The organism is Rhizobium sp. BK512, from assembly GCF_014194915.1.
In the GTDB taxonomy this organism is placed as follows: domain Bacteria; phylum Pseudomonadota; class Alphaproteobacteria; order Rhizobiales; family Rhizobiaceae; genus Rhizobium.
The window spans coordinates 181,185-203,217 of sequence record NZ_JACIAS010000005.1 but is presented as its reverse complement, the minus strand read 5'-3'; the positions used below and the strand labels follow the sequence as shown (position 1 = coordinate 203,217).

Below are 22,033 nucleotides of genomic sequence, written 5' to 3'. Positions count from 1 at the left end.
TGCCTCGCGTTCAAACTCGTTGCTTTCGGCCATCCGGGTAGTTGAAATCCCTTTACTGTCTTGCGTCGCGCCCTTGCCTTGAGGGAGGGCACGAGCCGACTGGCGACCGGTCACTTTTGCCGGCTATCTCGAAGCCCGGGGATCCGGACGCCTTAGGCGGAAGGGCGCGCACTTGCGGCGGCGACCCCGGGTCAAAGCTCTTTGATTTGCGACCTTCTGCCGTTAAGAGTGCCTGATCCTTCGGCAAGAGAGCAAATCCTGTGGCAGCAAGCGAATTTCACCCAGCCGAACGGGAGATGACAGGTGGTGGGCTTGCCGGCCGCATTCTAAAGGCGATCGAAACCGTCCTTGGCGTCGCCGCCGCGTCGGTCCTTGCCGTGTTGCTCTTCATGGTGCTGGTCACGGTCTGCATGCGCTATTTCTTTGCCGCCGGTTTCATCGGCGCTGAGGATCTCGGCATCTGGCTGCATGTGTTGCTGATTGCACTCGGCGCGCCGCTAAGCCTCAATAGCGCGCTTGCCATGCGTCTCGACGTCTTCGCCAAGATGATGCCGCAGCGTTTGCATCCGGCAACGCAGGTAGCCGCCGATGTTTTCACTGTGCTCTCCGGTCTTATCCTGAGCTTCGGCGGCTCCGAGATCATGACTATGCTCGGAGGTACTTCCCCGACACTGGGCGTGCCGGAATGGATCCGCTTCGGCTTCCTCGGCGCCGGCGGCGCGCTGATCCTCGTCGTGCTTATGCTGCAGCGCATCGCCGAAGGAAAGGCGTGGCCGGTCATGCTCTCCTTCGCCGTCGGCGCCGCGCTCTATGCCGGTATCCCTTTTATCTCCATCGAACTCGATTGGCCGCCCAGCATCTTCCTCGGGCTGATTGCTGCCGTCGGCCTGGTACTCGCGGCACCCCTGCCACATGCCTTCCTGGCCGCGGCCTATGTGGTTATCGCGTTTGGCAGCAGCCTGCCGGAGCCGGCGATCGTCTCGTCGACCGTCACGGGCATTTCGAAATTCCTGTTGCTTGCCATCCCCTTCTTCCTGCTCGCCGGCGGACTGCTGACGGCATCGGGCGTTGCCAACCAGCTCGTACGCTTCGCCGCCGCCATGGTCGGCCATCGCCGCGCCGGTCTTGCCCAGACGACGCTGCTGACCAGTGTGCTCTTTTCGGGCGCTTCCGGCTCATCCGTCGCCAATGCCGCTTTTGGCGCATCGACCTTCCAGCCGGAACTCGTCCGTCACGGCTATCCACCGGCCAAAGCCGCGGCGATCATCGCGGCGACTTCGGTGCTGGACAATGTCATCCCGCCATCGATCGCCTTCCTGATCCTGGCAACCGCCACCAATCTTTCGGTCGGTTCGCTGCTGGTTGGGGGCTTCTTTGCCGGTGGGCTGATGGCCATCTGTCTGGCCATTGCCATTCATCTGACGGTTCGCGATCAGGCGCCCATGCCGCGAGCCACAGGGGCGCAACGCTGGCAGTCGGCCGTCCAGGCGATCCCGGCCTTCGGTCTTGGCGTCATCGTCGTGGTCGGCATCCGCATCGGCATCGTCACGACGACGGAAGCCGCAGCCCTTGCTGCCTTCTATACCTTCCTGCTCGGCATCGGCGCTCGGCTTGGTGTGCTTTCTCTTTATGCCGCCTTTCGCCAGGCGGCTGTCGAAGCGGCAGCTATTGGCCTGCTGATCGGCACTGCCGGTCCCTTTGCCTTCCTGCTGGCTGTTGACGATGTCTCGGGCCTGATCTCTCATCTGACGACGGCGCTCGGCGGCAGTGCGCTTGCCGTGATCCTGCTGTCGAACATCATCCTGCTGGTCGTCGGACTGGTTCTCGATATCGGCGCTGCGATCCTGCTCTTCGGCCCGATCCTCCTGCCGGCCGCCGTCGCCGCAGGCATCGATCCCATCCATTTCGGCGTCATCATCGTGGTGAACCTGATGATACACGGGCTGACACCGCCGCTGGGCATGCTGATCTTCGTCGTCAGCGGGGTGACCCGCATTCCGGCATCCGCCCTTTTCAGGGCGGTCGTTCCCTATCTGCTTGCCCTTCTCGTTTCGCTCGCAATCCTTTGCGTCTGGGCGATCATCTTCTAACGGACAGGATTTCATTCATGCACAATCTCAATCGCCGCTATTTTCTGAAGACCACGGCGATTGCCGGTACCGCTCTTGCCGCACCGGCTTTCGTTCGCACCGCGGCCGCCCGCACGACGACGATCACCGTCGCTTCCTTGCTTGGAGACGACAAGCCGGAGACGAAGATCTGGATAAAGATCAACGAGCTGGTCGAGGCCAAGCTGCCCGGCCAGTTCAAGTTCAACATCGTCAAGAACGGTGCGCTCGGTGGTGAAAAGGAAGTAGCCGAAGGCGTTCGCCTCGGTTCCATCCACGCCAGTCTTTCCACCGTTTCCTCGCTCTCCGGCTGGGCGCCGGAACTTCAGATCCTCGACCTTCCCTTTCTGTTTCACGATGCCGATCATGTCCGCCGCACCGTCAGTGGCAATGTCGGTGCCGATCTGAAGGGCAAGTTACAGGCACAGAATTTCGTCGTCGGCGATTTCATCAATTACGGTGCCCGCCATCTCCTGACCAAGGAGCCGGTGACGCGTCCGGAACAACTAAAGGGCAAGCGCATCCGCGTCATTCAGAGCCCGTTGCATACCAGGCTCTGGAGCGCTTTTGGCACGACGCCCATCGGGATTCCGATCACCGAGACCTATAATGCACTGGCAACGGGCGTTGCAGATGCCATGGACCTCACGAAATCGGCTTATGCAGGCTTCAAGCTCTATGAGGTCGTGCCCTACATGACTGAGACCGGCCATATCTGGGCTTCAGGCATCGTCTATTATTCCTCGACCTTCTGGGGTGGCCTGAATGACGAGCAGAGGGCTGTCTTCCAGCAAGCCTCCACAGAAGGTGCCGCCTACTTCAACCAACTGATTGTCGATGACGAGGCGGCCTCGGTGGAAATCTCGCTGAAGAACGGTGGCAAGCTGCTGAAGCCGGAAGCTCCGGAAGAATGGCAGAAGGGCGCGCAGGGCGTCTGGGACGATTTTGCCCCGATCGTAGGCGGGCTCGACCGCATCAAGGCTATCCAGTCGGCCTGAGGAACCTCTGAACGCAGGGCTGGTCTATCTGCGAGTCTTGCCGAACTTTCGGGGCGATGAAGTATGGGCCTTCGAATTCACGCTGCTTCGTCGTCCAATATTTTCACCGGCCGGTCCCACTGGATCAGCACGACACAACCGGTATCGCTCCAGACCGAATGTTCGGTACCAGGTGCATTGACGATGTAACTGCCGCGCCCGTAGTCGCCCGCCTCGTCGGATTGCACGCCATCGAGGACGAGAATGGTTTCAAGCCCTTCGTGCCGATGGCGGGGAACGGAGGCGCCTGCCTCGTATTTCAGAAGCGCCACGCCCGGCTGATCGCCTTCGAAAGGCTTGATCCAGTGGATGGTCACCTCGTCGCGGAAGGGGCCGAATTTCAGCTCCTTCCAACCGCCCGAGGTGAGCAGTTCGCGGGTGGTTTCAGGCATGGGCGATGCTCTCCAGGATATCGTCGACACGGGCCGTCCAGCCGACGATCGCGCCCTGGGCGCGGATCATGGCGATGGCGGCCGCCTTGAATTCGGGGAAGTAGCTTTCCGTCGCCTCCTCGGCGAGCAGGCATTCGTAACCGCGATCGTTTGCCTCGCGCATGGTTGTTTGGACGCAAACTTCTGTCGTCACGCCTGCGAATACGAGCTGCTTGATACCCTTGTCTTGCAGAACCTCTCCAAGTTCGGTGGCATAAAAGGCGCCTTTGCCGGGTTTTTCTATCACCACTTCGCCCTTCACCGGCGCAAGTTCTGGCAGGATCGCCGTGCCGGGCTCGCCGGAAATCAGAATCCGGCCCATGGGGCCTTCATCGCCGATCCTGAGTGTCGGATTGCCACGGTCCCTTTTTGCCGGCGGCAGATCCGAAAGGTCGGGCCTGTGACATTCCATCGTGTGGATGACCGGCAGACCGGCATTGCGGAAGCCCTGAATGAGACGTTTGACATCTGGCACGATCTTGGTGATACGGCTGACATCGTTGCCGAGGCTGGCGCCGAAACCGCCCGGTTCGGCGAAATCGCGCTGCATGTCGATGACGACGAGGGCAAGCTGGTCGTGCTTCACCGGAAAGGCGAAAGGCTCTGCCTTGATCTCCACCATTAGTGATGCCCCGCCATATGCGCACCGATGACGCCGATATCGGCGGACCGTGCCGGGGTCTCGTAGACCAGCTTGCCTTCGGAGATCACCATGATGCGGTCGGACATTTCGAGCAACTCGTCGAGGTCTTCGGAAAGCAGCAAAACGGCAGTACCGGAATTGCGCGCTTTCATGATGCGGGCGCGGATCTCCGCAACGGCGGAGAAATCGAGACCGAAACAAGGATTCGAGACGATCAGCAGGTCCACCTCGCCAGTCAGTTCGCGGGCGAGCACGGCGCGTTGCACATTGCCGCCCGAAAGCGCTGCGATCGGAGACGAAGAGGATGCCGTCTTGACCTTGAAATCGGAGATCAGGTCGGTTGCGCGCTTCTTCATCTTGCCCTTGTTCAGCCAGATCGCATCCTTGCCGTCTGCCCTCAGATCGAAGGTGCGGAAGGCGAGGTTTTCACTGACCGTCATGCGTGGCGCACAGGCATTCTGCAGAGGCTCTTCCGGGATGAAGCGAACATTGTTCTTGCGGGTTTCCGGACGTGTCGCGCCGTAAATCTCGCCCTTGACGCTGACGCGGCCAGCATCGGTCGGCCGTTGGCCGGCAAGGATCTCAGTCAGTTCCTTCTGGCCGTTGCCCGATATGCCGGCAATGCCGACGATCTCGCCCGAGCGGACGGTGAGATTGTCGATCTCGATGGTCTTGAGACCGGAGCGATCCGGTGCCTTGACCTGCTCGACTGTGAGGACCGGCTTGGCGCCTTCGGAAATCGGAACGCGGGTATCGAGTTCGGCGAGCTTGACGTCGCCGATCATCATCGCCGCCATGTCGGCCGTGGAAAGCTCACCCACCTTGCCGCTGCCGACGAGCTTGCCGCGCCTCAGGATAGAGACGGCATCGGCGAATTTCGTGACCTCATGGAATTTGTGGGAGATCATCAATACGGTCAGCTTGCCGCGCTGTGTCATGCCGCGCACGAGACCAAGCATTTCATCGGCTTCGGCAGGCGTCAGCACCGAGGTCGGCTCATCGAGCACCAGGAAGGAGCGGCCGAGATAGAGTTGCTTGACGATTTCAAGCTTCTGCTTCTCGCCGGCGGCAAGTTCGCTCACCGGACGATCGAGCGGGATCTTGAAGGGCATGCGCTCCATGAAGGCGGCGAGATCCTTGCGTTCCTTCACCCAATTGATGATAGCGGGTACTTCGGCGCGGCTGATGACGAGGTTTTCAGCTCCGGTGAGCGAAGGAACGAGTGTGAAGTGTTGATAGACCATGCCGAGCCCATAGGTCGCAGCGTCCTTCGGTGACGCGATTGCCACTTCGCGACCATCGACGGAAAGCGCGCCCGATGTCGCGTGGTAGAAACCCATGATGCATTTGACGAGCGTCGACTTGCCGGCGCCGTTTTCGCCGAGCAGCGCGTGGAAGCTGCCGGCGGGTATCTTGATCGACACGTGATCGAGGGCGGTGAAGCTGCCGAAGCGCATCGTCATGTCGATCGTGTCAATGCCAACGGCCTTGCCGGCTTGCGGAAGAGGGGTGTCGCGGACTGTGCTCATGGCAGCTGGCTCACAAGGGTTTGAGAGTTGGAGACAGAGCCGAAGACACCGCCCTGCATCTTGACCATCTTGATCGCGGCAAGGTGGTTGCCGTAGTCGGTCGCGCCGCAGCAGTCTTCCAAGAGCAGGCATTCATAGCCGCGGTCGTTCGCCTCGCGCATGGTGGTGGAAACGCAGACGTCGGTGGTAATACCGGTCAGGATGATATTTTCGATACGCTTCTGGTTTAGGATCAGGTCGAGATCGGTAGCGCAGAACGAACCTTTGCCGGGCTTGTCGATGATCGTTTCGCCTTTGATCGGATAGAGTTCGGGAATGATGTCCCAGCCGGGCTCGCCACGTGTGAGGATGCGCCCGCAAGGCCCGGGATCGCCGATGCCAGCGCCGATGCGCTGCGAACGCCAACGCTTGTTGGCCGGCAGGTCGGCAAGATCGGGGCGGTGGCCCTCGCGCGTGTGGATGATGTGATAGCCCTTGGCCCGCATGGCGGCCAAGACCTTCTTGATCGGCTCGATCGGTGCTTGCACCAGCGACAGGTCGTAACCCATGTGGTCGACATAGCCGCCCTTGCCGCAGAAATCCGTTTGCATATCGATGATGATGAGGGCGGTATTGTCTGGTCGCAGGGCGCCGTTATAGGGCCAGGCATAGGGGTCGGCGTCGATATAATGTCCTTTGGCTTCGACTAAGGCGTCCATCGTCTTCTCTCCTACTCACCCGCGAGTTTGAATGATTCGCCGTAGCGACGCGCCGGCTTGTCGAAGCCGCAGGACGTACCGTCCGTGACCTTCACCTGATCCTCCCAAGGGAGGCGGTATTTGCCGGCGATGAGGTCGTGCATGTAGGTGTAGGGCGCATCACCGGCACCGCCGGCTACCGCGACGTAGCCACGATGGCCGAACTGGTAGATGTTGTTTTCGACGCCCCAGCCAAGGCGGGCTTCGCGCACGAGATCCGGACGCACCTCGGCGGTAATGATCTCGTTGACGCGGCCCGATGTGCCGTGAGCGATGATCGAGCCGTCGAAATTGCAGATCATGCCTTCGCCCATGCTGTCGAACGTGCCGTCTGAGCCGCACATGCAGACGCTCGCAGTGACCATGAGATTGCAGAAGGCGTTCGACTGGTTGGTGAATTTCCAGCTGTCGCGGATCGGCGCCGTGTAGCCGGCCGTGCGGATCATGATTTCCGCACCCTTATAGGCGCATTCACGCGCCATTTCCGGAAACATGCCGTCATGGCAGATGATGAGCGCGAGCTTCGCGCCCTTGGGCCCGTCGATGACGGGGATGCCGAAATTGCCGGGCTCCCACGGCTCGACCGGCACCCAGGGATGCATCTTGCGGTAATAGAGCTTCAGCTCGCCCCTGTCGTCGATGATAATGCCGGAATTGTAAGGCATGCCCTCAGGGGTCAGCTCCATGATCGAGAAGCAGCCCCAGATCGTATTCTCCCGGCAGGCCTTCTTGAAGGCTGCGACCTCTGGCCCGTCGAGCGTGCACATGATCTCGGGATTGATGTCCATCGACAGGCCGTGCAGGGCATATTCCGGAAAGACGACCAGATCCATGCCCGGCTGATTGCGCCGCGCCTTGCCGACGAGATCGACGATGACCTGCGTCTGGCGCGCAAGGTCTTCTCGTGTCACGGTGACAGGAAGCTGAAGCTGAACGAGGCCGATTCCGACGCCATGTTCCGACTTGTTCAATCCGCCGAGGCCATTCATGGTTTGGCTCCTTTCATGCTATTTCGTCAGGGAAAGCGCGCCGGGCGCGCCGGCGAGCGAACGTGTGGGTGAGGAGGTCGCGATCATGATGACCAGCGTCAGCACGTAGGGAGCCGCGTAGAAGAGGTAGTAGCCCTGCGTGACGCCGACCGATTGCAGTGCCGGGCCGAGTGCGCCGGCACCGCCGAAGAGAAGAGCGGCGAGGAAGCAGCCAATCGAATTCCAACGGGCGAAGATGACGAGCGCCACGGCCATCAAGCCCTGGCCGGACGAAATGCCCTCGTTCCAGGAGCCGGGATAATAGAGTGACAGATAGGCGCCGCCGATGGCGGCCAGCGAACCGCCGACGGCGGTGGCGAGCAGTCGCACGCGATCGGGATTGATGCCCATGGCGCGGGCGGCATCGGTGCTGTCGCCGACGACGCGTAGGATCAAGCCGATCCGGGTATTCTTGAAAGCCCACCAGAGGATGAAGGCGAGGGCAGCGCCAAGCAGGAAGAGCACGTTGATATTCAGCGCGGCCTGGATCTGGGGCATGCTGGACCAGAAACCAAGCTGTATTGCCGGCAGGTGCGGCGCGGCCGGCTGGATGAAAGGCTTGCCGAGGAAGAAGGCAAGGCCGAGCCCGAACTGCATCATGGCGATACCGATGGCGATATCGTTGACCTTCGGCCATTTGCAGATCCAGCCATGGACGAGACCGAAGACGGCGCCCGTCGCCATTGCCGCGAGTACCCCGAGCCACGGCGAATTGCTCATGACCGTGACGGCATAAGCTGTCATCGCACCGAAGACCAGCGTGCCTTCAAGCCCGAGATTGATGCGGCCGGAGCGCTCGGTGATCGTCTCGCCGAGGCTGACGAAGATGAAGGGCGTGGAAACGCGGATGGCGCCTGCGAGGATCGCCAGGGGCACGCCCCATATGCCGATGCCTGTATCTTCCATCAGAGGCTCCTTTTCCAGAGGTCGGGATTGAAGATCTTGAAGCGGCCGTAAAAGGTCTCGCAGAATAGGATGACGATGAAGAGCGTGCCCTGCAGCACTAGAACGGTGGCATCCGGCAGGCCCATGCGGCGCTGGATGAGGCCGCCCGAAGCATCGATACCGCCGAGCAGGATCGCGACCGGAATAATCGCCAACGGATTGTGGCGCGCGAGGAAGGCAACGAGGATGCCGGTGTAGCCGTAGCCTGCGGCGAGCGAGGCATTGGCGCTGCCTTGAACTGCGGCGACCTCGACCATGCCGGCGAGCCCCGCGAAACTGCCGGCGATCGCCGTGAATCCGACAATAAGCTTGCCAACCGGAAGGCCCTGGATCTGCGCGGCGCGGACATTGCCGCCGGCGATGCGGGCGGCAAAACCGAAGCTCGTTACCTCGATCAGGATCCAGGAGAAAATGCAGGCGACGATGCCGATGACGAGACCCCAATGCACGTCCATCCCGGGAATGTTGCCGAGCATGTATTCTGGCGGCAGCGGCTTGGTCGACGGCTTGTTGAGGCTGGCGGGATCACGCAGCGGTCCTTCGACGAACTGGTTCATCAGGGCGATGGCGATATACGAGAGCAGCAGCGATGAAATCGTCTCGTTGACACCGCGATAGTGGCGGAGGAAACCGGCAAGGCCGATCCAGATGCCGCCGACCACCATGGCGGCAATGCCCATGAGAATAAGGGTCAGGAAGACAGGGGCAGTACCGGCAAGCGGCATGGCCATGGCCGCGGCAGCAACGCCGCCCAGCACGACCGCTCCTTCCCCGCCGATGATGACGAGGCCGAGGCGAGCGGGCAGGGCGACGCAGAGTGCCGTCAGGAGAAGGGGTGCGGCACGGCTCAAGCTGTTTTGCACCGAAAACCAGCTGCCGAAGCCGCCGGTATACATAAGCTGGAAAAGCATCGCCGGCGATTTTCCGATCGCCAGGATGAACAAGGAGAAGAGCGCAAGACCGATCAGGATGGCCGCAAGACCGATGACGACTGGTTCGGCACGGCGCGCAATCCATTCGAGGACGGGGCGCAACGATGCCGGCTTTCCGGAAACGACTGAGATTGCGGGATCATTGGCCTGGACGGTCATGGCGCTTCTCCCTCTGCGGTCTAGGCCGTCGATCCGACGACGCCCTCGACCAGATAATTCATGCTCTCGAGCTCGATTGCGTCTTCGGCATAGCTCTTGTCTGCAGTCACAACTGAACTGCCCTTGTTGTCCTTCAGTGGTCCCTTGAAGACCGAGAAACCGCCCTTCATCATTTCCGCATGGGTTGCTTCGAAGGCCTTGCGGCCCGCCTCGGGAACGCCGGGGCCGAGCGCGCTCATCTTGACAAACCCGTCCTTCAGGCCGCCGCGAACGAAATTGCCGAGCTTTTCGCCGGCCTGCGCCTTCTTGACGAAATCGCTGTAGACATTGCCCCAGGCCCATTCGGCACCGGTGAGATATTTCTCGGGGGCAAGCGGGCTCTGATTGGCGTGGTAGCCGCAGATGAAGGCTCCGCGGCCGGCGGCCGTCTCGACGACGACCTTCGGGCTGTCGACGTGGCAGGTGATGACATCGGCACCCTGATCGACCAGCGCGTTGGTGGCTTCGGCTTCCTTGACGGCGAGGGACCACTCGCCCGTGAAGATCACCTGGCAGGTGATAGCAGGATCGACCGTGCGGGCGCCGAGCAGGAAGGCGTTGATATTCTGCAGAACCTGCGGGATCGGCTTTGCCGCGACGAAGCCAAGCTTCTTGCTTTTCGTCGCATGGCCGGCGGCGATGCCGTTCAGATACTGGCCCTGGAAGATATAGCCGAAATAGGAGCCGGTATTGGCGGGGTTCTTGCCTTCCTGCCAGAGGCCGCCGCAGTGGCGGAACTGGATATCGGGATATTTGGCGGCCATGGCCAGCATGTGGGGATCGAAGTAGCCGAAGGAGGTCGGGAAGATGAGCGTCGCACCGTCCAGATTGATCATCGATTCCATTGTCTTCTGAACGTCGACGGTCTCGGGCACGTTCTCTTCTTCGACGACGGTGATGCCAGGCAGCGCCTTGACGGCAGCCGCGCCCTCGGCGTGCGACTGGTTGTAGCCATAATCATCCTTTGGGCCGACATAGATGAAGCCGACGGTCAGCGCGGTCTGCGCAAGGGCGCGCGAGGAGAGGATGCCGGGGGCGGCGCCGACCAGGGCGGTGGCAGCGGAAGCCTGAAGGAAATGGCGACGGTTCATGGAAAGGAGTTTGGTCATCAGAATGCTCCCCTTGCGGCGTTTCGCCGGTTCATTGGTTACGGAAAAGTGTATGCAATGACCGTGCCAGATTTCATTCTGTTGAATTCATTGAATATATTCGAACGCCTGCAAAGCGCCGTAAAAAGTGTATGCAATTTTTAGTCACGTAAGATCAAAAACTATGCAGAGTCTATAAAATCAGCTAGTTTTGGCGTCAGATGCTTCCGAATGAAAGTGAAGGGGACATGCAAAGGGGAATTTCCTTGTTTTAAACAAGAGCTTGCTGTGGTATTTGACTTTGCTGTGCTAGCAATGCATGTGTATGCATCGGTCAATTGGCAGAATCATTCCTTGAAGCAGGTCAGGCGCAGAGAGATCATCCGGACAGGAACGACCGTCGAGCAGATGGTGCGGGCAATTGCTGATATGATCGTGACCGGGCAGATACTGCCGGGCGACAAGCTTGACGAGATTTCACTGGCGGCTCGTTTTGAAGTGTCGCGGACGCCTGTGCGCGAGGCGCTTCGCGAACTCGGAGCAATGGGGCTCGTCGATCGCGAGCCGAACCGCAGCGCTGTCGTCACCAATGTAACCGAGACCTACTTGCATTCGATGTTCGAGGCGATGGCCGAGCTCGAAGGCGTTTGCGCACGTCTAGCCGCCGAGAGGATGACGGTTGACGAGCGGCGTATGCTGGAAATCGAACATCGTGCGTCTGCACGGCTCGTGCATCAGGGTGCGGAAGAGGACTATGCCGTTCACAATACCGAATTCCACACCCGGCTCTATCGCGGCGCACACAACGAGCATATCTATGAGCTGGTAACCCAAAGCCGGGCCCGGCTCGCGCCTTTCCGGCGCGCGCAGTTCCGGCTGCCGGGTCGGCTCGCGAAGTCTTATGACGAGCACGACATCATCGTCACCGCGATCATGCGGGCAGATGGTGCCGCCGCTGCAAAGGCTGCCTATTCGCATGTGGAAATCGTCAGCGATGCCAGTGTGGTCTTCGCCTCGGCGAGAGAGAAATAGCTAGCGCAGCCGTCGGAAGCCGCAAGGTTCGGAGTTCAGGCGTTACCAAACGCGGACACGCAAAATTGCTGATTGCGAGATTGCCGACGAATTGACAACATCCAGATCGCTCCATAAGCCAGCTTGCGACCGGCAATTAAAGAGGGAGCGACAATGTCGATCTGGATCGGGCGAATTCTATCAGCACTGGTTGTTGTTCTGCTTCTTGCTGATGCGGCCACCAACCTTTTTGCACCTGATTTCATACGGACGGAAATGGAAGCAACCGGTTTCCCCGTCAACCTCGCCCCGGTGCTTGGCATGATTATCGCGATCTGCGCGATCCTTTATGCTGTTCCGAAAACAGCTTTCCTTGGTGCGATACTGGTGACCGGTTTTCTCGGCGGCGCCATTTGCACGCATTTCCGTCTGGGCGAGTTTTTTACGCCACCCCAGATCGTAAGCTTGCTTCTCGGGGCTGCCACCTGGGGCGGCCTTTATCTGCGGGACCAGAGACTGCGCCAGTTGATACCACTGAATATAGTCTGAGCCCGCGGCGATCTCGCCGCGGAGTATGGAAGCGGCCGGGATTCTGACCGGCGACCAGGCACTGTTGCGCCTGCCGGCTGCAATTTTTTCTCAAAGTAAATCGGCGACTGAGACTTCAGGTCCTCAGCCGCCGACAGAGACCTCGTCCGATGGACGTTCCCGTCAAGGAAAAGGCTCGCCCTCGGCTGAGGGCGAGCGAGAACCATCTACAGGAGTGGAATTCTGTATCGATGGGTGAGGCCGATCCGGCAGGGAACCGAACCGACCTCCTTCTTCTGAATTGGAGGTCACCAAAGCAGAAGCCTGTGATGAAAAACCCCAGGATGCGATCCCGGGGTCTTCAATGTTCAGATTAGAACGAACGCTGCAGGCGGAAGTAACCCGTCGTGAAGTCGTCGCTATCTTCCGGATCCAGGTACTGGATGGAAGCCTTGGCGTAGAAGTTGTCGACGATCTGGTAATCAACCGTCAGACCGACCTTCCAGGCGTCGCCGGTACCGTCGAAGTCATCCGGAACGGTGTCGAACGCGCTGTGACCGCCGATGTAGTTGCCGTAGTACTGAACACCAGGAGTGATCTTCAGCTTGTCCGTTGCCTTGATGGCGTATTCGGCAGCAACTGCCCATTCAGCCGTCGAGTAGTAGGAGTTCGGGCCGCTGGAGTAGACAGCAGCGAGGCCGAGCGTGCCCGGGCCGAGTTCAGCCGTACCCATAGCGCGGATTGCGCCGTCTTCGTTGTCGAAGTCCCAGCCGCCGGTGATCTGGTAGCTGAAGGCGCCAGCCGTGCCGCCGATGCCGAAGGCAACGCCGACGTTGTTCGGGCCATCGTTCGGAACGAGGAGGCCGGTGACCGGATCCACGTCACCCTGATACACGCCGTCTTCCAGTTCGTCGACGCTGAGGCCAGCGTAGAAGGAGCCGGTTTCGTACTGATAACGGATGGAGTTATGCAGCGTTACGACAGAACCGATATCGTCGGTTTCGCCGGAGAGGCCATCGTCCCACCAGGAGTAGAAGAGACCAGCGCGGAAGCCCGCGACGTCGAGGTAAGCGGAGTCGAGGATCGTGTCCTGGTCCGTTGCGTTGTCGGCATTGGCCTGGAGAACGATAACGCCGGTGAGCGGACCGTACTCGGTGTCGCTCTTGGCCGTGAACTGAACCTGACCACGAGTTACAGCATCCCAGTCAGAGTCGTTGTCACCGCCGACGTTCGAGCCGACGTTGACCTGGAAACGGATGTAACCTTCGATCTTAAGGCAGGTTTCCGTGCCCGGGATATAGAAGTAGCCGGTGCCGTAGGCGTCGCAGACGCGAACGTATTCAACCGGTTCCGGCTCGGCAGCGACGATTGCGTCTGCTGCGAATGCCGGTGCAGCGATGAGGGCAGCTGCGGAACCAAGCAACATCATACGAATGTTCATGGAAAGCCAATCTCCTAAGTTCGAGTGCGTTCCACGAAAGAACGTCCCCTCTGATAAAGCCCGATTAATTCGGTAAGGCCTAAAATAACCGAAAGGCAGGAGGGCTCAACAAGGAATGGTCTCATTTTACAGAGAATTCTAACTAAACCGCCATGTGTGTGACAGAAGTACAACACTCCTTGGGCGGGTATTAACAAGACGTAAAACAGAATGGCGAAATATGGCTATATTAGTACGACTTAGCCGGATTGGCCGAGCGCAAATGGGGCACGGCGGTCTGTCGCTGAAGCCTGAATCAATCAAATATCCTGCTGCCGCGAGCCTGTATTTGCCCATCTTGAAGGGCTGCCGAGAGAAAATGCGGCTGAAATATAGGTTTTATGTGGCAGGCGGGACCGCCAATTCGACGGTGCCGCAATTCGATTTCTTGTGACGATTCGCGGCGGCCGAGGCAACGCTACAAGGCTCCAAAGGAGGCGCTCTGCTCCGCGTCCGGGAAACTCAGACCTGCACTCGCCGTGCTTCAGGATCAGGGATCGGAACGGCAGCCATCAGGGCCTTCGTGTAATCCTCTGCTGGGTGTTCGAAAATTTGACGGCGGGTGCCGGTTTCGACGATCCTGCCGCTACGCATGACGGCGACCTCATGGGACATGCGTTCGACAACCGCCATGTCATGCGAGATGAAGAGATAGGAGAGCCCCATGCTCTCCTGCAGTTCCAGCATCAGGTCGAGCACGCGGGCGCGCACGGAGACGTCGAGTGCCGCAACGCTTTCGTCGGCAACGATCAGCTTCGGTTCAAGTGCAAGTGCGCGCGCAATGCAGATGCGCTGGCGCTGGCCGCCAGAGAATTCATGCGGATAGCGTGTGGCGGCGTCCGTCGTCAGGCCGACGCGGCGCAGAAGTTCCGCAACCCTGTCCTGCCGCTCGGACTTACTGGCGATACCGTGTATGACTAGCGGTTCGGCGATCGCAGCGCCCACCGCCATGCGAGGGTCGAGCGAGGCATAGGGATCCTGAAAGATCATCTGCGCCGTGCGGCGTATGGGCTGCATGTCTCGATGGCTGAGCCCTGCGATGTTGCGGCCGTCGATGACCACATCGCCCGTGAATGGAATGAGGCCAAGTACGGCCTTGCCGGTCGTCGATTTTCCCGAACCGCTTTCGCCGACGAGGCCGAGGGTTTCGCCGGGCAAAATATCGAAGGAGACGTCGCTGACTGCCGCGGCCGGCGCCTTGCTCTTGAAGAGAAAGCTCGCAGCGCCGCCATAGGTGACATTGAGACCACGCACATTCAGTACTGGTGTGCGATCGGGACGCAAGGTCTCGACGCTGCGTGAGGTGATACGCGGGGGGCCGTCCGTGCCGGCAAACGCGCCCAGTCGCGGCACGGCGGAGAGCAACTGCTGCGTATAGGTTTGCCGCGGGGTGCGGAAAATGCCGACGGCCGGGCCCTCCTCGACGATGCCACCATTCTGCATGATGATGACGCGGTCGGCCATTTCGGCGACGACGCCCATGTCATGGGTGATCAGGATGATCGAGGTCCCGAATTCTGATTTCAGCTCGCGCATCAGCTTCAGGATCTGCGCCTGTACGGTGACGTCGAGCGCGGTGGTGGGCTCATCGGCGATCAGCACCTTGGGACGGCAGGAGAGTGCCATGGCGATCATCACGCGTTGGCGCATCCCGCCGGAAAGTTCATGCGGATATTGTTTCAGGCGTTTTGCCGGATCGGTGATCTGCACCGCATCGAGCATCTGTAATGCAGTCGCTTCGGCGTTCTCGCTGCCCTGATGCTCGCGGATCGCCTCCGTCAGCTGTGCGCCGATCGACATGACCGGGTTGAGTGACGTCATCGGCTCCTGGAAGACCATGGCAATATCGCCGCCGCGCACGCCGCGCATGGCCCTGTCGGAAAGTTTCAGCAGATCGCGTTCGCCGAGCATGATGCTGCCGGAGGCGACTTGAAGCGAGGCCTTCGGCAGCAAGCCCATGATCGACAGCGACGTCACCGATTTGCCCGAACCGGATTCTCCGGCAAGGCAAAGCGTTTCGCCGCTCGCCAAATCAAAGCTGATATTTTTCAGAACCGGTTTGCGACCTTCCGGCGTTCGCGCATCGACATTGAGATTGCGAACGCTGAGGATAGGTGCCGAGGGTATGGCTTCAATCACGCGAATACGATCCTAGGGAAGTAGAAGGAGACGACCCAGTTCGGCATATCGACGATTTCGCTGATGCGCAGATCGCCACAGACGGAGCAGAGCAGATAGGCATCAACCGCGCTCATGCCGTGTTCTGCGGTCAAAAGATCGATCATGCGCATGACGCTTTCGCGAGCACCCGTCATCAGGTCGGGGCCGATGCCGGTGGTCACTTCATAGCCGGCACCGTCGAGATGGCGAGTAACCGGCTCGGTCGTGGTGAAACGCGGCGTCTGCAGGCGTGCATCCTTGACGAGCTCGATCGTTGCCTCGACATTCATCTGGCTTTCGATCGCCGTTCCGCAGACTTCACCGTCGCCCTGCGCGGCATGCGTGTCGCCGATAGAGAAGAGCGCGCCTTCGACCTCGATCGGTAGATATAGGGTGACACCGGCCGTCAGGTCACGAATATCCATGTTGCCGCCGACGCGGCGCGGCGGCACGACGGAATGGGTGCCCGTTTCGGCCGGAGCGACGCCGATCGTGCCGGCAAAGGGCTTCAGCGGCACGCGGCCGCCAGGGCCGTAAAGGGCCGGCGTCATGCTGTTTGCATCATAGGACCATACGTGCAGCGCCGGTTCCTTAAACTGGTCGGCAAGCAGGCCGAAGCCCGGAATATTGGCCGTCCAGCCGATGCCCGAGGGAATGAACTTGCGGAGCGTCACCTTCAGCGCGTCGCCTGGCTTGGCGCCTTCCACGTAGATCGGGCCGGAAACCGGGTTGATCTTGCCGAAATCCAGATTGTTCAGTGTTTCCAGCGTCGCGTCGCTGCCGAGCTGACCGCCGGAAGAATCCATGCATTCGAAATGGATGGTTTCGCCGGGCTTGGCGACAACGGCCGGTGCGAAATCCTTGTTCCAGCCGAAATTATGCTGGGCGCGGTGAATCGTGTGGGTGCAGGCAATGCACATAAGGTGTCTCCCTCGATTTTATGAAGCCTTCCCGGCCGAGCCGGGAAGGCATAGCTTCCTTAAGGCTTACTGCTTCACGTAGATCGCGTCGTAATTGATGACGCGGGTTGGGTCGATGTAGATGTTGTCCGCACCGCCCATGCGCAGCGATTTGGCGACGACGCGGCGTTCGTTGATGACGGGAACCCACGGCGCATCGGCCATGATGTCGGTGAAGACCTTGCCCCAGGCAGCGATGCGCTCTGCGGACTTGGCCGGATCGGACATGGAGTCGGCCGCAACCGCACGCTTGTCGAGATCGGCGTTGCAGTACCAGGACCAGTTCCAGCCACCCTGAACCGCACCGGCGCAACCGAGAATCGGGCCGTAGAAGTTGGACGGATCCGGGAAGTCGGCGATCCAGGCCATGCCACCGGACCAGATCATCGGCGCTTCGCCTTCCGTACCGCCGGCCGCGATGACATTGGCCTGCGCAAGCGCACGAACCTCAGCCTTCACGCCGATCGCTGCGAGATCCTGCTGGATCGCTTGGGCGATACGCGGTTGCGGATCGGTATTGGTGGAATAGAGCACCGTTTCGAATCCATCGGCAAAGCCTGCTTCGGCAAGCAGCGCCTTCGCCTTGGCGACATCATAGGCATAGCCGGTGAAGGACTTGTCGTAGCCCGGCATCAGTGGCGGCAGCGGCTGGTTGGCGGGCGTTGCGCGACCGTTTAGGATACGCACGATGCGGTCCTTGTTGATCGCCATGTTGATGGCCTGGCGCACCTTGACGTTGTCGAACGGCTTTACCTTGGTATTGAGCGTGATGTAGCCCGTGTGCAACTGCTCGCCGTCGACGATCATCTGTGCGCCATCGGCGGAGTTCTTGATTTCCAGGAACTTGGCCGGGGGGATGCCGTCGCCGGCAATATCGACCTCACCCTTCTGCAGGCGCAGCAGCGCGACAAGCGGCTCCTGGCCGACTTCGACCGTGAAGCTGTCGAGATACGGCATGTTCTTGACGAAATAATCCCTGTTACGTTCAAAGACGAGCTTCTGGCCGATTGTCCAATCCTTCAGCACGAAGGTGCCTGAGCCGACGGGCTTCTTGCCGAAATCGCCACCGGCCGCTTCGACGGCCTCCTTCGGTACGACCGAGGCGAAGTTGATGGCGAGAACGTGCAGGAAAGTGGCGTCCGGGCGCGAAAGATGGAAGACGACCGTGCCATCATCAGGCGTCTCGATGCCGGAAAGCGTTTCGGACTTGCCGCCCGTTTCATCGTCAAAGCCCTGGATCGCACCGAAGAAGCCGGCACCAGGGCCTTGCGTCTTGGGATTGACGGCACGCTCGATCGAGTACTTTACGTCTGAAGCAACGATTTCGCGGCCGTTGGTGAACTTCACGCCCTTGCGCAGCTTGAACGTATAGGTCAGGCCATCGGGCGAAACGGCAAAGCTCTCGGCGAGCGACGGGACGAGGTTCGGCGTGCCGGGCTCGTAATCCATCAGTCGCGAATAGAGGCTTTTGATCATCGACCAGTTGACCCAGTCATAGCCGATCTGCGGGTCGAGTGTGGTGATGTCATCCTTGTAGGTAACGACGATATCGCCGCCCTGCTTGGGTGTTTCCTGCGCCTTGGCGGCGATAGGGGCAAGCGCCACCATCGTTGCCATGGTTGTGTGTCGAAGCCAGCGTTTGAACATTCGGGTTCCCCTTCTTTGGTTGCTGTCAACGTGTACGGATGCGTGGATCGATAAGCGGGGCCACGAGATCGGCGAGCAGATTGCCGATGACGATGGCAAGTGCTGATGTCAGCGTCACGCCCATGATGATCGGAATATCAACCTGCTGGATGGCCTGCCATGCGAGCTGGCCGATACCGGGCCAGCCGTAGACGGCTTCGACCACGACCACGCCGCCCATGAACTGTCCGATATCGATGCCAATCATGGCGATGATCGGCAGGATGGCGTTCGGCAGGGCGTGGCGGAAGATGATGCGGCGCGAAGACAGGCCCTTGGCGCGCGCGGTGCGAACATAGTCCTGATTGAGCACATCGATCATCGCTGATCGCACCATGCGTGCATACCAGCCGGCGCCAAGGACGCCGAGGGTGGTGGCTGGCAGCACGACATGGGCGAACGTGCCGTAGCCGCTCATGGGTAGCCATCCGAGCGTTACGGCAAAAACATAAAGAAGCAGCAAGGCAACGACGAATTGCGGTGCCGAGACGCCCACGAAGGAGGCGGTCATGATAAGCCGGTCGATGAAACCGCCGCGACGGACCGCGGCGAGCGTCCCGAGCGTCAGGCCGAGAGCCACTTCCACCAGAATGCCGGCCAGCATGAGCACGAGCGTTGCCGGCAGGCGGGCGGCGATCAGCGTCCAGACCTCGGTCTTCTGCGCATAGGAGCGGCCGAGATTGCCGTGCAACAGGTTGGAGAGATAGGTGCTGAACTGCACGAGCAGCGGCTGGTCGAGGCCGAGTTCATGGCGGATATTGGCAACAGTCTGCGCCGTGGCGCTGCGGCCGGCGATCATGCGCGCTGGATCGGCCGGCAATGCATAGAGCAGCACGAAGGTGATGGCGGCGACGCCGAGAAGGATCAGAGCGGCCTGAACGAGCCGGCGAAGGATGAGGAAGGTCATCAGCCTCTCCCGCGCTGGGTCGGATCGAGAATGTCGCGCAGCGCATCCCCTACGAGATTGAAGGAGAGCGCCGTCAGCAGGATGATCGCACCGGGGAAGAAGACGAGCCACGGGGCAGCCTGGAAATAGCTCTGGCTTTCGAAGATGATGTTGCCCCAGGACGGCTGCGGCGGCTGTACGCCGATGCCGAGGAAAGAGAGGGTAGCTTCCAGCAACACTGTCGTGGCGATGCCGAGCGTGCCCCAGACAATCGCCGTAGGCACCAGATGTGGCAGAATATGCAGGAAGAGCACGCGCATGTGCCCGGCGCCGAGCGAGCGCTCGGCCATGATGAAATCACGTTCCACCAGTCCGCGCGTCTCGGTATAGACGATACGGGCGACCTGTACCCAGTTGACGAGCGCGATCACCATGGCGACGATCCAAAGGCTCGGCCGCAGGAGAGCTGCAAGCACGATCGCCAGCAGCAACGCCGGAAATGCCATCATCAGATCGGTGAAGCGCATCAGGATATTGCCGATGATGCCGCGCATGTAGCCGGCGAGGATGCCGATCAAGAGGCCGATCGCAACCGCGATGCCGTTGGCGACGAGCCCGATGACGAGCGAAGTGCGCGCACCGAAGAGCATGCGCGAGAAGAGGTCGCGCCCCAGCGTATCGGTGCCGAGCAGATAGGGGCCGCCGGGCGGTAGCGGCGCGCCTTCCAGCGACAATCCGTCGAACATCTGCTCATCGGGATTGAAGGGCGCAATCCAGGGGGCCGCCACCGCAAGGCCGATGACGATAAGCACGACGACAAGGCCAAAAAGGGCGGTCGGCTGCCTTAAAATGGCTTTCAATACACGCATTCAACCCGCCTCCGGCAGGGGTTCTATGCCGCCGATGATGAAGGCAGCAATCTGTTCCATCGGCAGCCGGCGACGCATGGCGCAGTTACGCAGGATCGAATAGGCGCGCTCCTCATCGACAGCGTGCGCCTTCATCAGTTTTTCGACGGCGGCATGTACGAGCGGGCGCAGGCGTATGCGTTCCTCCAGATATTGAAGGCGCTCGGCGACACTCTTGCGCTCCTGATGAATGGAGACGGCCATGACAAGGGCCGGATAGACCGCGGAGGCTGCAATCGGCTTGGCGATAACGGCGCCGGCGCCCTGGCTGAGCGCCCAGGCGATACGGCCAGGCGCTTCCGAGCCGAGCAACGCGACGACGGGGCATGTCGGAGTTGCACCGCTCCAGGGCAGGAGACCATCAAAACCCTGGTCGGCATCGACGATGACAAGGTCGGGTACGGCTGCGGCTGAAAGTGGCGCCCACTGCAGCGTGGCCGACAAGCCCAGCAGACGCAGTTGACGGATCAGCCTTTCGGTATTGCCGTCCTCGCGGTGCAGGACGACGGCATGCCAGCCGGTGAAATTGGGTGTTTGCTTCATGATACCACCCGCAATCTCGGCGAAGACGCCTTGCTGCGGCCGGTCAGATAGGGATCGGCGGCGAGCGGCGGGCGCGAGGCGATCACATCGAAGCCGTTCTGAGCGTTGATGCAACCGAGATGGAAGGGCAGGGCCGCATGGTTCGTCTCGCGGTCGATGTTGAGCGCGCCGAAAGGTGTCGCCCAGCTCTTGCCGTACAATTCCCGGCGCACCGCGGAAGGCTCGTCAACCCCGGCCGCCACAATCGCATCGACGCAGAGCCGCACGGCTGTATAGGCACTGGCAAAGACGCTGGAGATACGGCGTTCGGCACCAAAGTGGGCCACGATCCGCTGCTTGAATTCGGCGTTTTCGGATGTCGCGATACTGTCGAAATAGGAGGCGGCACAGAGCTGGCCAGTCGCGGCCCCCGGTGCGATATCATCGAGCTCGCATTCCATCAGGTCGCAGCTGACAACAGGGCAGTTCTCCGGCCGGAAGGCGGGGTCGCGATCGGCAAGCCGCCGGATCGCTTCGTGGAAGGCATAGCTCGACGGCCCGATCAGATTGTTGAGGATGAAGCTCGGACGGCGCTGCTCGATATCGGCGACAATGCGCTCGACTGCGGTTTCCTCAAGCGGCAGATAGCGCTCTCCGAGGACCTCGCCACCGGCATTGGTAGTGAGTTCACGGGCAAGCCGATTCATCTCCCAGCCCCAGACATAATTGGCGCCGACGAGATAGGGCCGGTTGCCGTAGCGTGGGATCAAGTGCTCGAAAAGCGGCAGGAGATGCTGGTTGGGGCAACCACCGACATAGATGACATTCTCATTCGCCTCGAAACCCTCGTAGGGGCACATGTACCAAAGCAGCCCGTCATGTTTTTCGATAAGCGGGATGACCTCCTTGCGGGCGGCCGAGGTAATGGTACCAACGATATGACGGCAGCCGGCACGCAGCAGACGACGGGCACCTTCGAGATAGGCGGCAAGATCAGCTTGCGGATCAAAGAAGACCGGTTCGACCGGCCGACCGCTCGTCGCGGCGAATTCGGCAATCGCGAATTCTGCGCCATCGCGTGCGTCGCGCCCCATCGAGCCGTAGGGGCCGGTGGTGGAGTAAAGAATGCCAATTTTCAACGCATCATTCATCTGCAAGCCAAAAACCAAAAAACCCCATGAAAGCGTCCCATCCGCGACGGGGCCATCATGGGGCGA

At 60.6% G+C, this 22,033-nt stretch carries 20 protein-coding genes; 4 read left to right on the top strand and 16 right to left on the bottom strand.

The window, feature by feature from the left end:
* The first annotated feature begins 260 nt into the window (after positions 1 to 260).
* Positions 261 to 2,090, top strand: a complete 1,830-nt coding sequence (locus FHX06_RS18940; RefSeq protein WP_113212341.1) for a TRAP transporter large permease subunit — start codon at positions 261 to 263, stop codon at positions 2,088 to 2,090.
* A gap of 17 nt (positions 2,091 to 2,107) precedes the next feature.
* On the top strand, positions 2,108 to 3,106 hold the full coding sequence (locus FHX06_RS18935; protein WP_113212342.1) for a TRAP transporter substrate-binding protein: 999 nt from the start codon (positions 2,108 to 2,110) through the stop codon (positions 3,104 to 3,106).
* Between the two features lie 77 nt (positions 3,107 to 3,183).
* Here FHX06_RS18935 and FHX06_RS18930 read toward each other — a convergent pair whose 3' ends face one another.
* Genes FHX06_RS18930 through FHX06_RS18895 form a run of 8 tightly spaced genes read right to left on the bottom strand, consistent with a single transcriptional unit; the run spans position 3,184 to position 10,697 of the window.
* Positions 3,184 to 3,537, bottom strand: coding sequence for a cupin domain-containing protein (locus FHX06_RS18930; protein WP_113212343.1), 354 nt, complete (start codon positions 3,535 to 3,537; stop codon positions 3,184 to 3,186).
* Positions 3,530 to 4,198 (bottom strand): cysteine hydrolase family protein, encoded by a 669-nt coding sequence (locus tag FHX06_RS18925; RefSeq protein WP_183880456.1) that lies wholly within the window; start codon positions 4,196 to 4,198, stop codon positions 3,530 to 3,532. The genes FHX06_RS18930 and FHX06_RS18925 overlap by 8 nt, the downstream gene beginning before the upstream one ends.
* Positions 4,198 to 5,748, bottom strand: coding sequence for an ABC transporter ATP-binding protein (locus FHX06_RS18920; protein WP_183880454.1), 1,551 nt, complete (start codon positions 5,746 to 5,748; stop codon positions 4,198 to 4,200). The genes FHX06_RS18925 and FHX06_RS18920 overlap by 1 nt, the downstream gene beginning before the upstream one ends.
* A complete protein-coding gene (locus FHX06_RS18915) occupies positions 5,745 to 6,446 on the bottom strand; it encodes a cysteine hydrolase family protein (protein ID WP_183880452.1) in 702 nt (233 codons plus the stop codon). Before FHX06_RS18915 ends, FHX06_RS18920 begins: the two co-directional genes overlap by 4 nt.
* An 11-nt stretch (positions 6,447 to 6,457) precedes the next feature.
* On the bottom strand, positions 6,458 to 7,474 hold the full coding sequence (locus tag FHX06_RS18910; protein WP_183880450.1) for a formamidase: 1,017 nt from the start codon (positions 7,472 to 7,474) through the stop codon (positions 6,458 to 6,460).
* Between the two features lie 18 nt (positions 7,475 to 7,492).
* Positions 7,493 to 8,419, bottom strand: a complete 927-nt coding sequence (locus FHX06_RS18905; RefSeq protein ID WP_183880448.1) for an ABC transporter permease — start codon at positions 8,417 to 8,419, stop codon at positions 7,493 to 7,495.
* A complete protein-coding gene (locus FHX06_RS18900; protein ID WP_113203717.1) occupies positions 8,419 to 9,549 on the bottom strand; it encodes an ABC transporter permease in 1,131 nt (376 codons plus the stop codon). Before FHX06_RS18900 ends, FHX06_RS18905 begins: the two co-directional genes overlap by 1 nt.
* Before the next feature lie 20 nt (positions 9,550 to 9,569).
* Positions 9,570 to 10,697, bottom strand: coding sequence for a BMP family ABC transporter substrate-binding protein (locus FHX06_RS18895; protein ID WP_018114378.1), 1,128 nt, complete (start codon positions 10,695 to 10,697; stop codon positions 9,570 to 9,572).
* A gap of 294 nt (positions 10,698 to 10,991) precedes the next feature.
* Here FHX06_RS18895 and FHX06_RS18890 point away from each other — a divergent pair, with 294 nt between their 5' ends.
* Together FHX06_RS18890 and FHX06_RS18885 are read left to right on the top strand one after the other, a co-directional pair.
* The gene (locus FHX06_RS18890; RefSeq protein WP_183880679.1) at positions 10,992 to 11,708 is read left to right on the top strand and encodes a GntR family transcriptional regulator; all 717 of its coding nucleotides are present in this window, start codon (positions 10,992 to 10,994) and stop codon (positions 11,706 to 11,708) included.
* Between the two features lie 153 nt (positions 11,709 to 11,861).
* Positions 11,862 to 12,236, top strand: a complete 375-nt coding sequence (locus FHX06_RS18885) for a DoxX family protein (RefSeq protein WP_112542417.1) — start codon at positions 11,862 to 11,864, stop codon at positions 12,234 to 12,236.
* 352 nt (positions 12,237 to 12,588) lie between these two features.
* On the opposite strand, the gene FHX06_RS18880 is transcribed toward FHX06_RS18885, so the two are convergent.
* From FHX06_RS18880 to FHX06_RS18845, 8 genes are all read right to left on the bottom strand, one after another.
* On the bottom strand, positions 12,589 to 13,656 hold the full coding sequence (locus FHX06_RS18880) for a porin (protein ID WP_113206700.1): 1,068 nt from the start codon (positions 13,654 to 13,656) through the stop codon (positions 12,589 to 12,591).
* 501 nt (positions 13,657 to 14,157) lie between these two features.
* Positions 14,158 to 15,834 (bottom strand): ABC transporter ATP-binding protein, encoded by a 1,677-nt coding sequence (locus FHX06_RS18875; RefSeq protein ID WP_183880447.1) that lies wholly within the window; start codon positions 15,832 to 15,834, stop codon positions 14,158 to 14,160.
* Complete coding sequence (locus FHX06_RS18870; RefSeq protein WP_183880445.1) at positions 15,831 to 16,775, bottom strand: acetamidase/formamidase family protein; 945 nt, start codon at positions 16,773 to 16,775, stop codon at positions 15,831 to 15,833. Before FHX06_RS18870 ends, FHX06_RS18875 begins: the two co-directional genes overlap by 4 nt.
* A gap of 66 nt (positions 16,776 to 16,841) precedes the next feature.
* Positions 16,842 to 18,461 (bottom strand): ABC transporter substrate-binding protein, encoded by a 1,620-nt coding sequence (locus tag FHX06_RS18865; protein ID WP_183880443.1) that lies wholly within the window; start codon positions 18,459 to 18,461, stop codon positions 16,842 to 16,844.
* 25 nt (positions 18,462 to 18,486) lie between these two features.
* Positions 18,487 to 19,407 carry an ABC transporter permease gene (locus FHX06_RS18860; protein ID WP_112542412.1) on the bottom strand — a complete coding sequence of 307 codons (921 nt, stop codon included), beginning with the start codon at positions 19,405 to 19,407 and terminating at the stop codon, positions 18,487 to 18,489.
* The gene (locus FHX06_RS18855) at positions 19,407 to 20,255 is read right to left on the bottom strand and encodes an ABC transporter permease (RefSeq protein ID WP_112542411.1); all 849 of its coding nucleotides are present in this window, start codon (positions 20,253 to 20,255) and stop codon (positions 19,407 to 19,409) included. Before FHX06_RS18855 ends, FHX06_RS18860 begins: the two co-directional genes overlap by 1 nt.
* Entirely contained in the window at positions 20,256 to 20,837 is a 582-nt protein-coding gene (locus FHX06_RS18850; RefSeq protein WP_113016980.1) for an ANTAR domain-containing response regulator, read from the bottom strand.
* Complete coding sequence (locus FHX06_RS18845; protein WP_183880677.1) at positions 20,834 to 21,967, bottom strand: transporter substrate-binding protein; 1,134 nt, start codon at positions 21,965 to 21,967, stop codon at positions 20,834 to 20,836. The genes FHX06_RS18850 and FHX06_RS18845 overlap by 4 nt, the downstream gene beginning before the upstream one ends.
* Positions 21,968 to 22,033: the final 66 nt, after the last annotated feature.

What these genes read in the sequence shown, in the direction of transcription:
- FHX06_RS18935 (WP_113212342.1), top strand. Translation starts at nt 2,108, where the DNA reads ATGCACAATCTCAATCGCCGCTATTTTCTGAAGACCACGGCGATTGCC.
- FHX06_RS18930 (WP_113212343.1), bottom strand. Translation starts at nt 3,537, where the DNA reads ATGCCTGAAACCACCCGCGAACTGCTCACCTCGGGCGGTTGGAAGGAG.
- FHX06_RS18925 (WP_183880456.1), bottom strand. Translation starts at nt 4,198, where the DNA reads ATGGTGGAGATCAAGGCAGAGCCTTTCGCCTTTCCGGTGAAGCACGAC.
- FHX06_RS18920 (WP_183880454.1), bottom strand. Translation starts at nt 5,748, where the DNA reads ATGAGCACAGTCCGCGACACCCCTCTTCCGCAAGCCGGCAAGGCCGTT.
- FHX06_RS18915 (WP_183880452.1), bottom strand. Translation starts at nt 6,446, where the DNA reads ATGGACGCCTTAGTCGAAGCCAAAGGACATTATATCGACGCCGACCCC.
- FHX06_RS18910 (WP_183880450.1), bottom strand. Translation starts at nt 7,474, where the DNA reads ATGAATGGCCTCGGCGGATTGAACAAGTCGGAACATGGCGTCGGAATC.
- FHX06_RS18905 (WP_183880448.1), bottom strand. Translation starts at nt 8,419, where the DNA reads ATGGAAGATACAGGCATCGGCATATGGGGCGTGCCCCTGGCGATCCTC.
- FHX06_RS18900 (WP_113203717.1), bottom strand. Translation starts at nt 9,549, where the DNA reads ATGACCGTCCAGGCCAATGATCCCGCAATCTCAGTCGTTTCCGGAAAG.
- FHX06_RS18895 (WP_018114378.1), bottom strand. Translation starts at nt 10,697, where the DNA reads ATGACCAAACTCCTTTCCATGAACCGTCGCCATTTCCTTCAGGCTTCC.
- FHX06_RS18890 (WP_183880679.1), top strand. Translation starts at nt 10,992, where the DNA reads ATGCATGTGTATGCATCGGTCAATTGGCAGAATCATTCCTTGAAGCAG.
- FHX06_RS18885 (WP_112542417.1), top strand. Translation starts at nt 11,862, where the DNA reads ATGTCGATCTGGATCGGGCGAATTCTATCAGCACTGGTTGTTGTTCTG.
- FHX06_RS18880 (WP_113206700.1), bottom strand. Translation starts at nt 13,656, where the DNA reads ATGAACATTCGTATGATGTTGCTTGGTTCCGCAGCTGCCCTCATCGCT.
- FHX06_RS18870 (WP_183880445.1), bottom strand. Translation starts at nt 16,775, where the DNA reads ATGTGCATTGCCTGCACCCACACGATTCACCGCGCCCAGCATAATTTC.
- FHX06_RS18865 (WP_183880443.1), bottom strand. Translation starts at nt 18,461, where the DNA reads ATGTTCAAACGCTGGCTTCGACACACAACCATGGCAACGATGGTGGCG.
- FHX06_RS18860 (WP_112542412.1), bottom strand. Translation starts at nt 19,407, where the DNA reads ATGACCTTCCTCATCCTTCGCCGGCTCGTTCAGGCCGCTCTGATCCTT.
- FHX06_RS18855 (WP_112542411.1), bottom strand. Translation starts at nt 20,255, where the DNA reads ATGCGTGTATTGAAAGCCATTTTAAGGCAGCCGACCGCCCTTTTTGGC.
- FHX06_RS18850 (WP_113016980.1), bottom strand. Translation starts at nt 20,837, where the DNA reads ATGAAGCAAACACCCAATTTCACCGGCTGGCATGCCGTCGTCCTGCAC.
- FHX06_RS18845 (WP_183880677.1), bottom strand. Translation starts at nt 21,967, where the DNA reads ATGAATGATGCGTTGAAAATTGGCATTCTTTACTCCACCACCGGCCCC.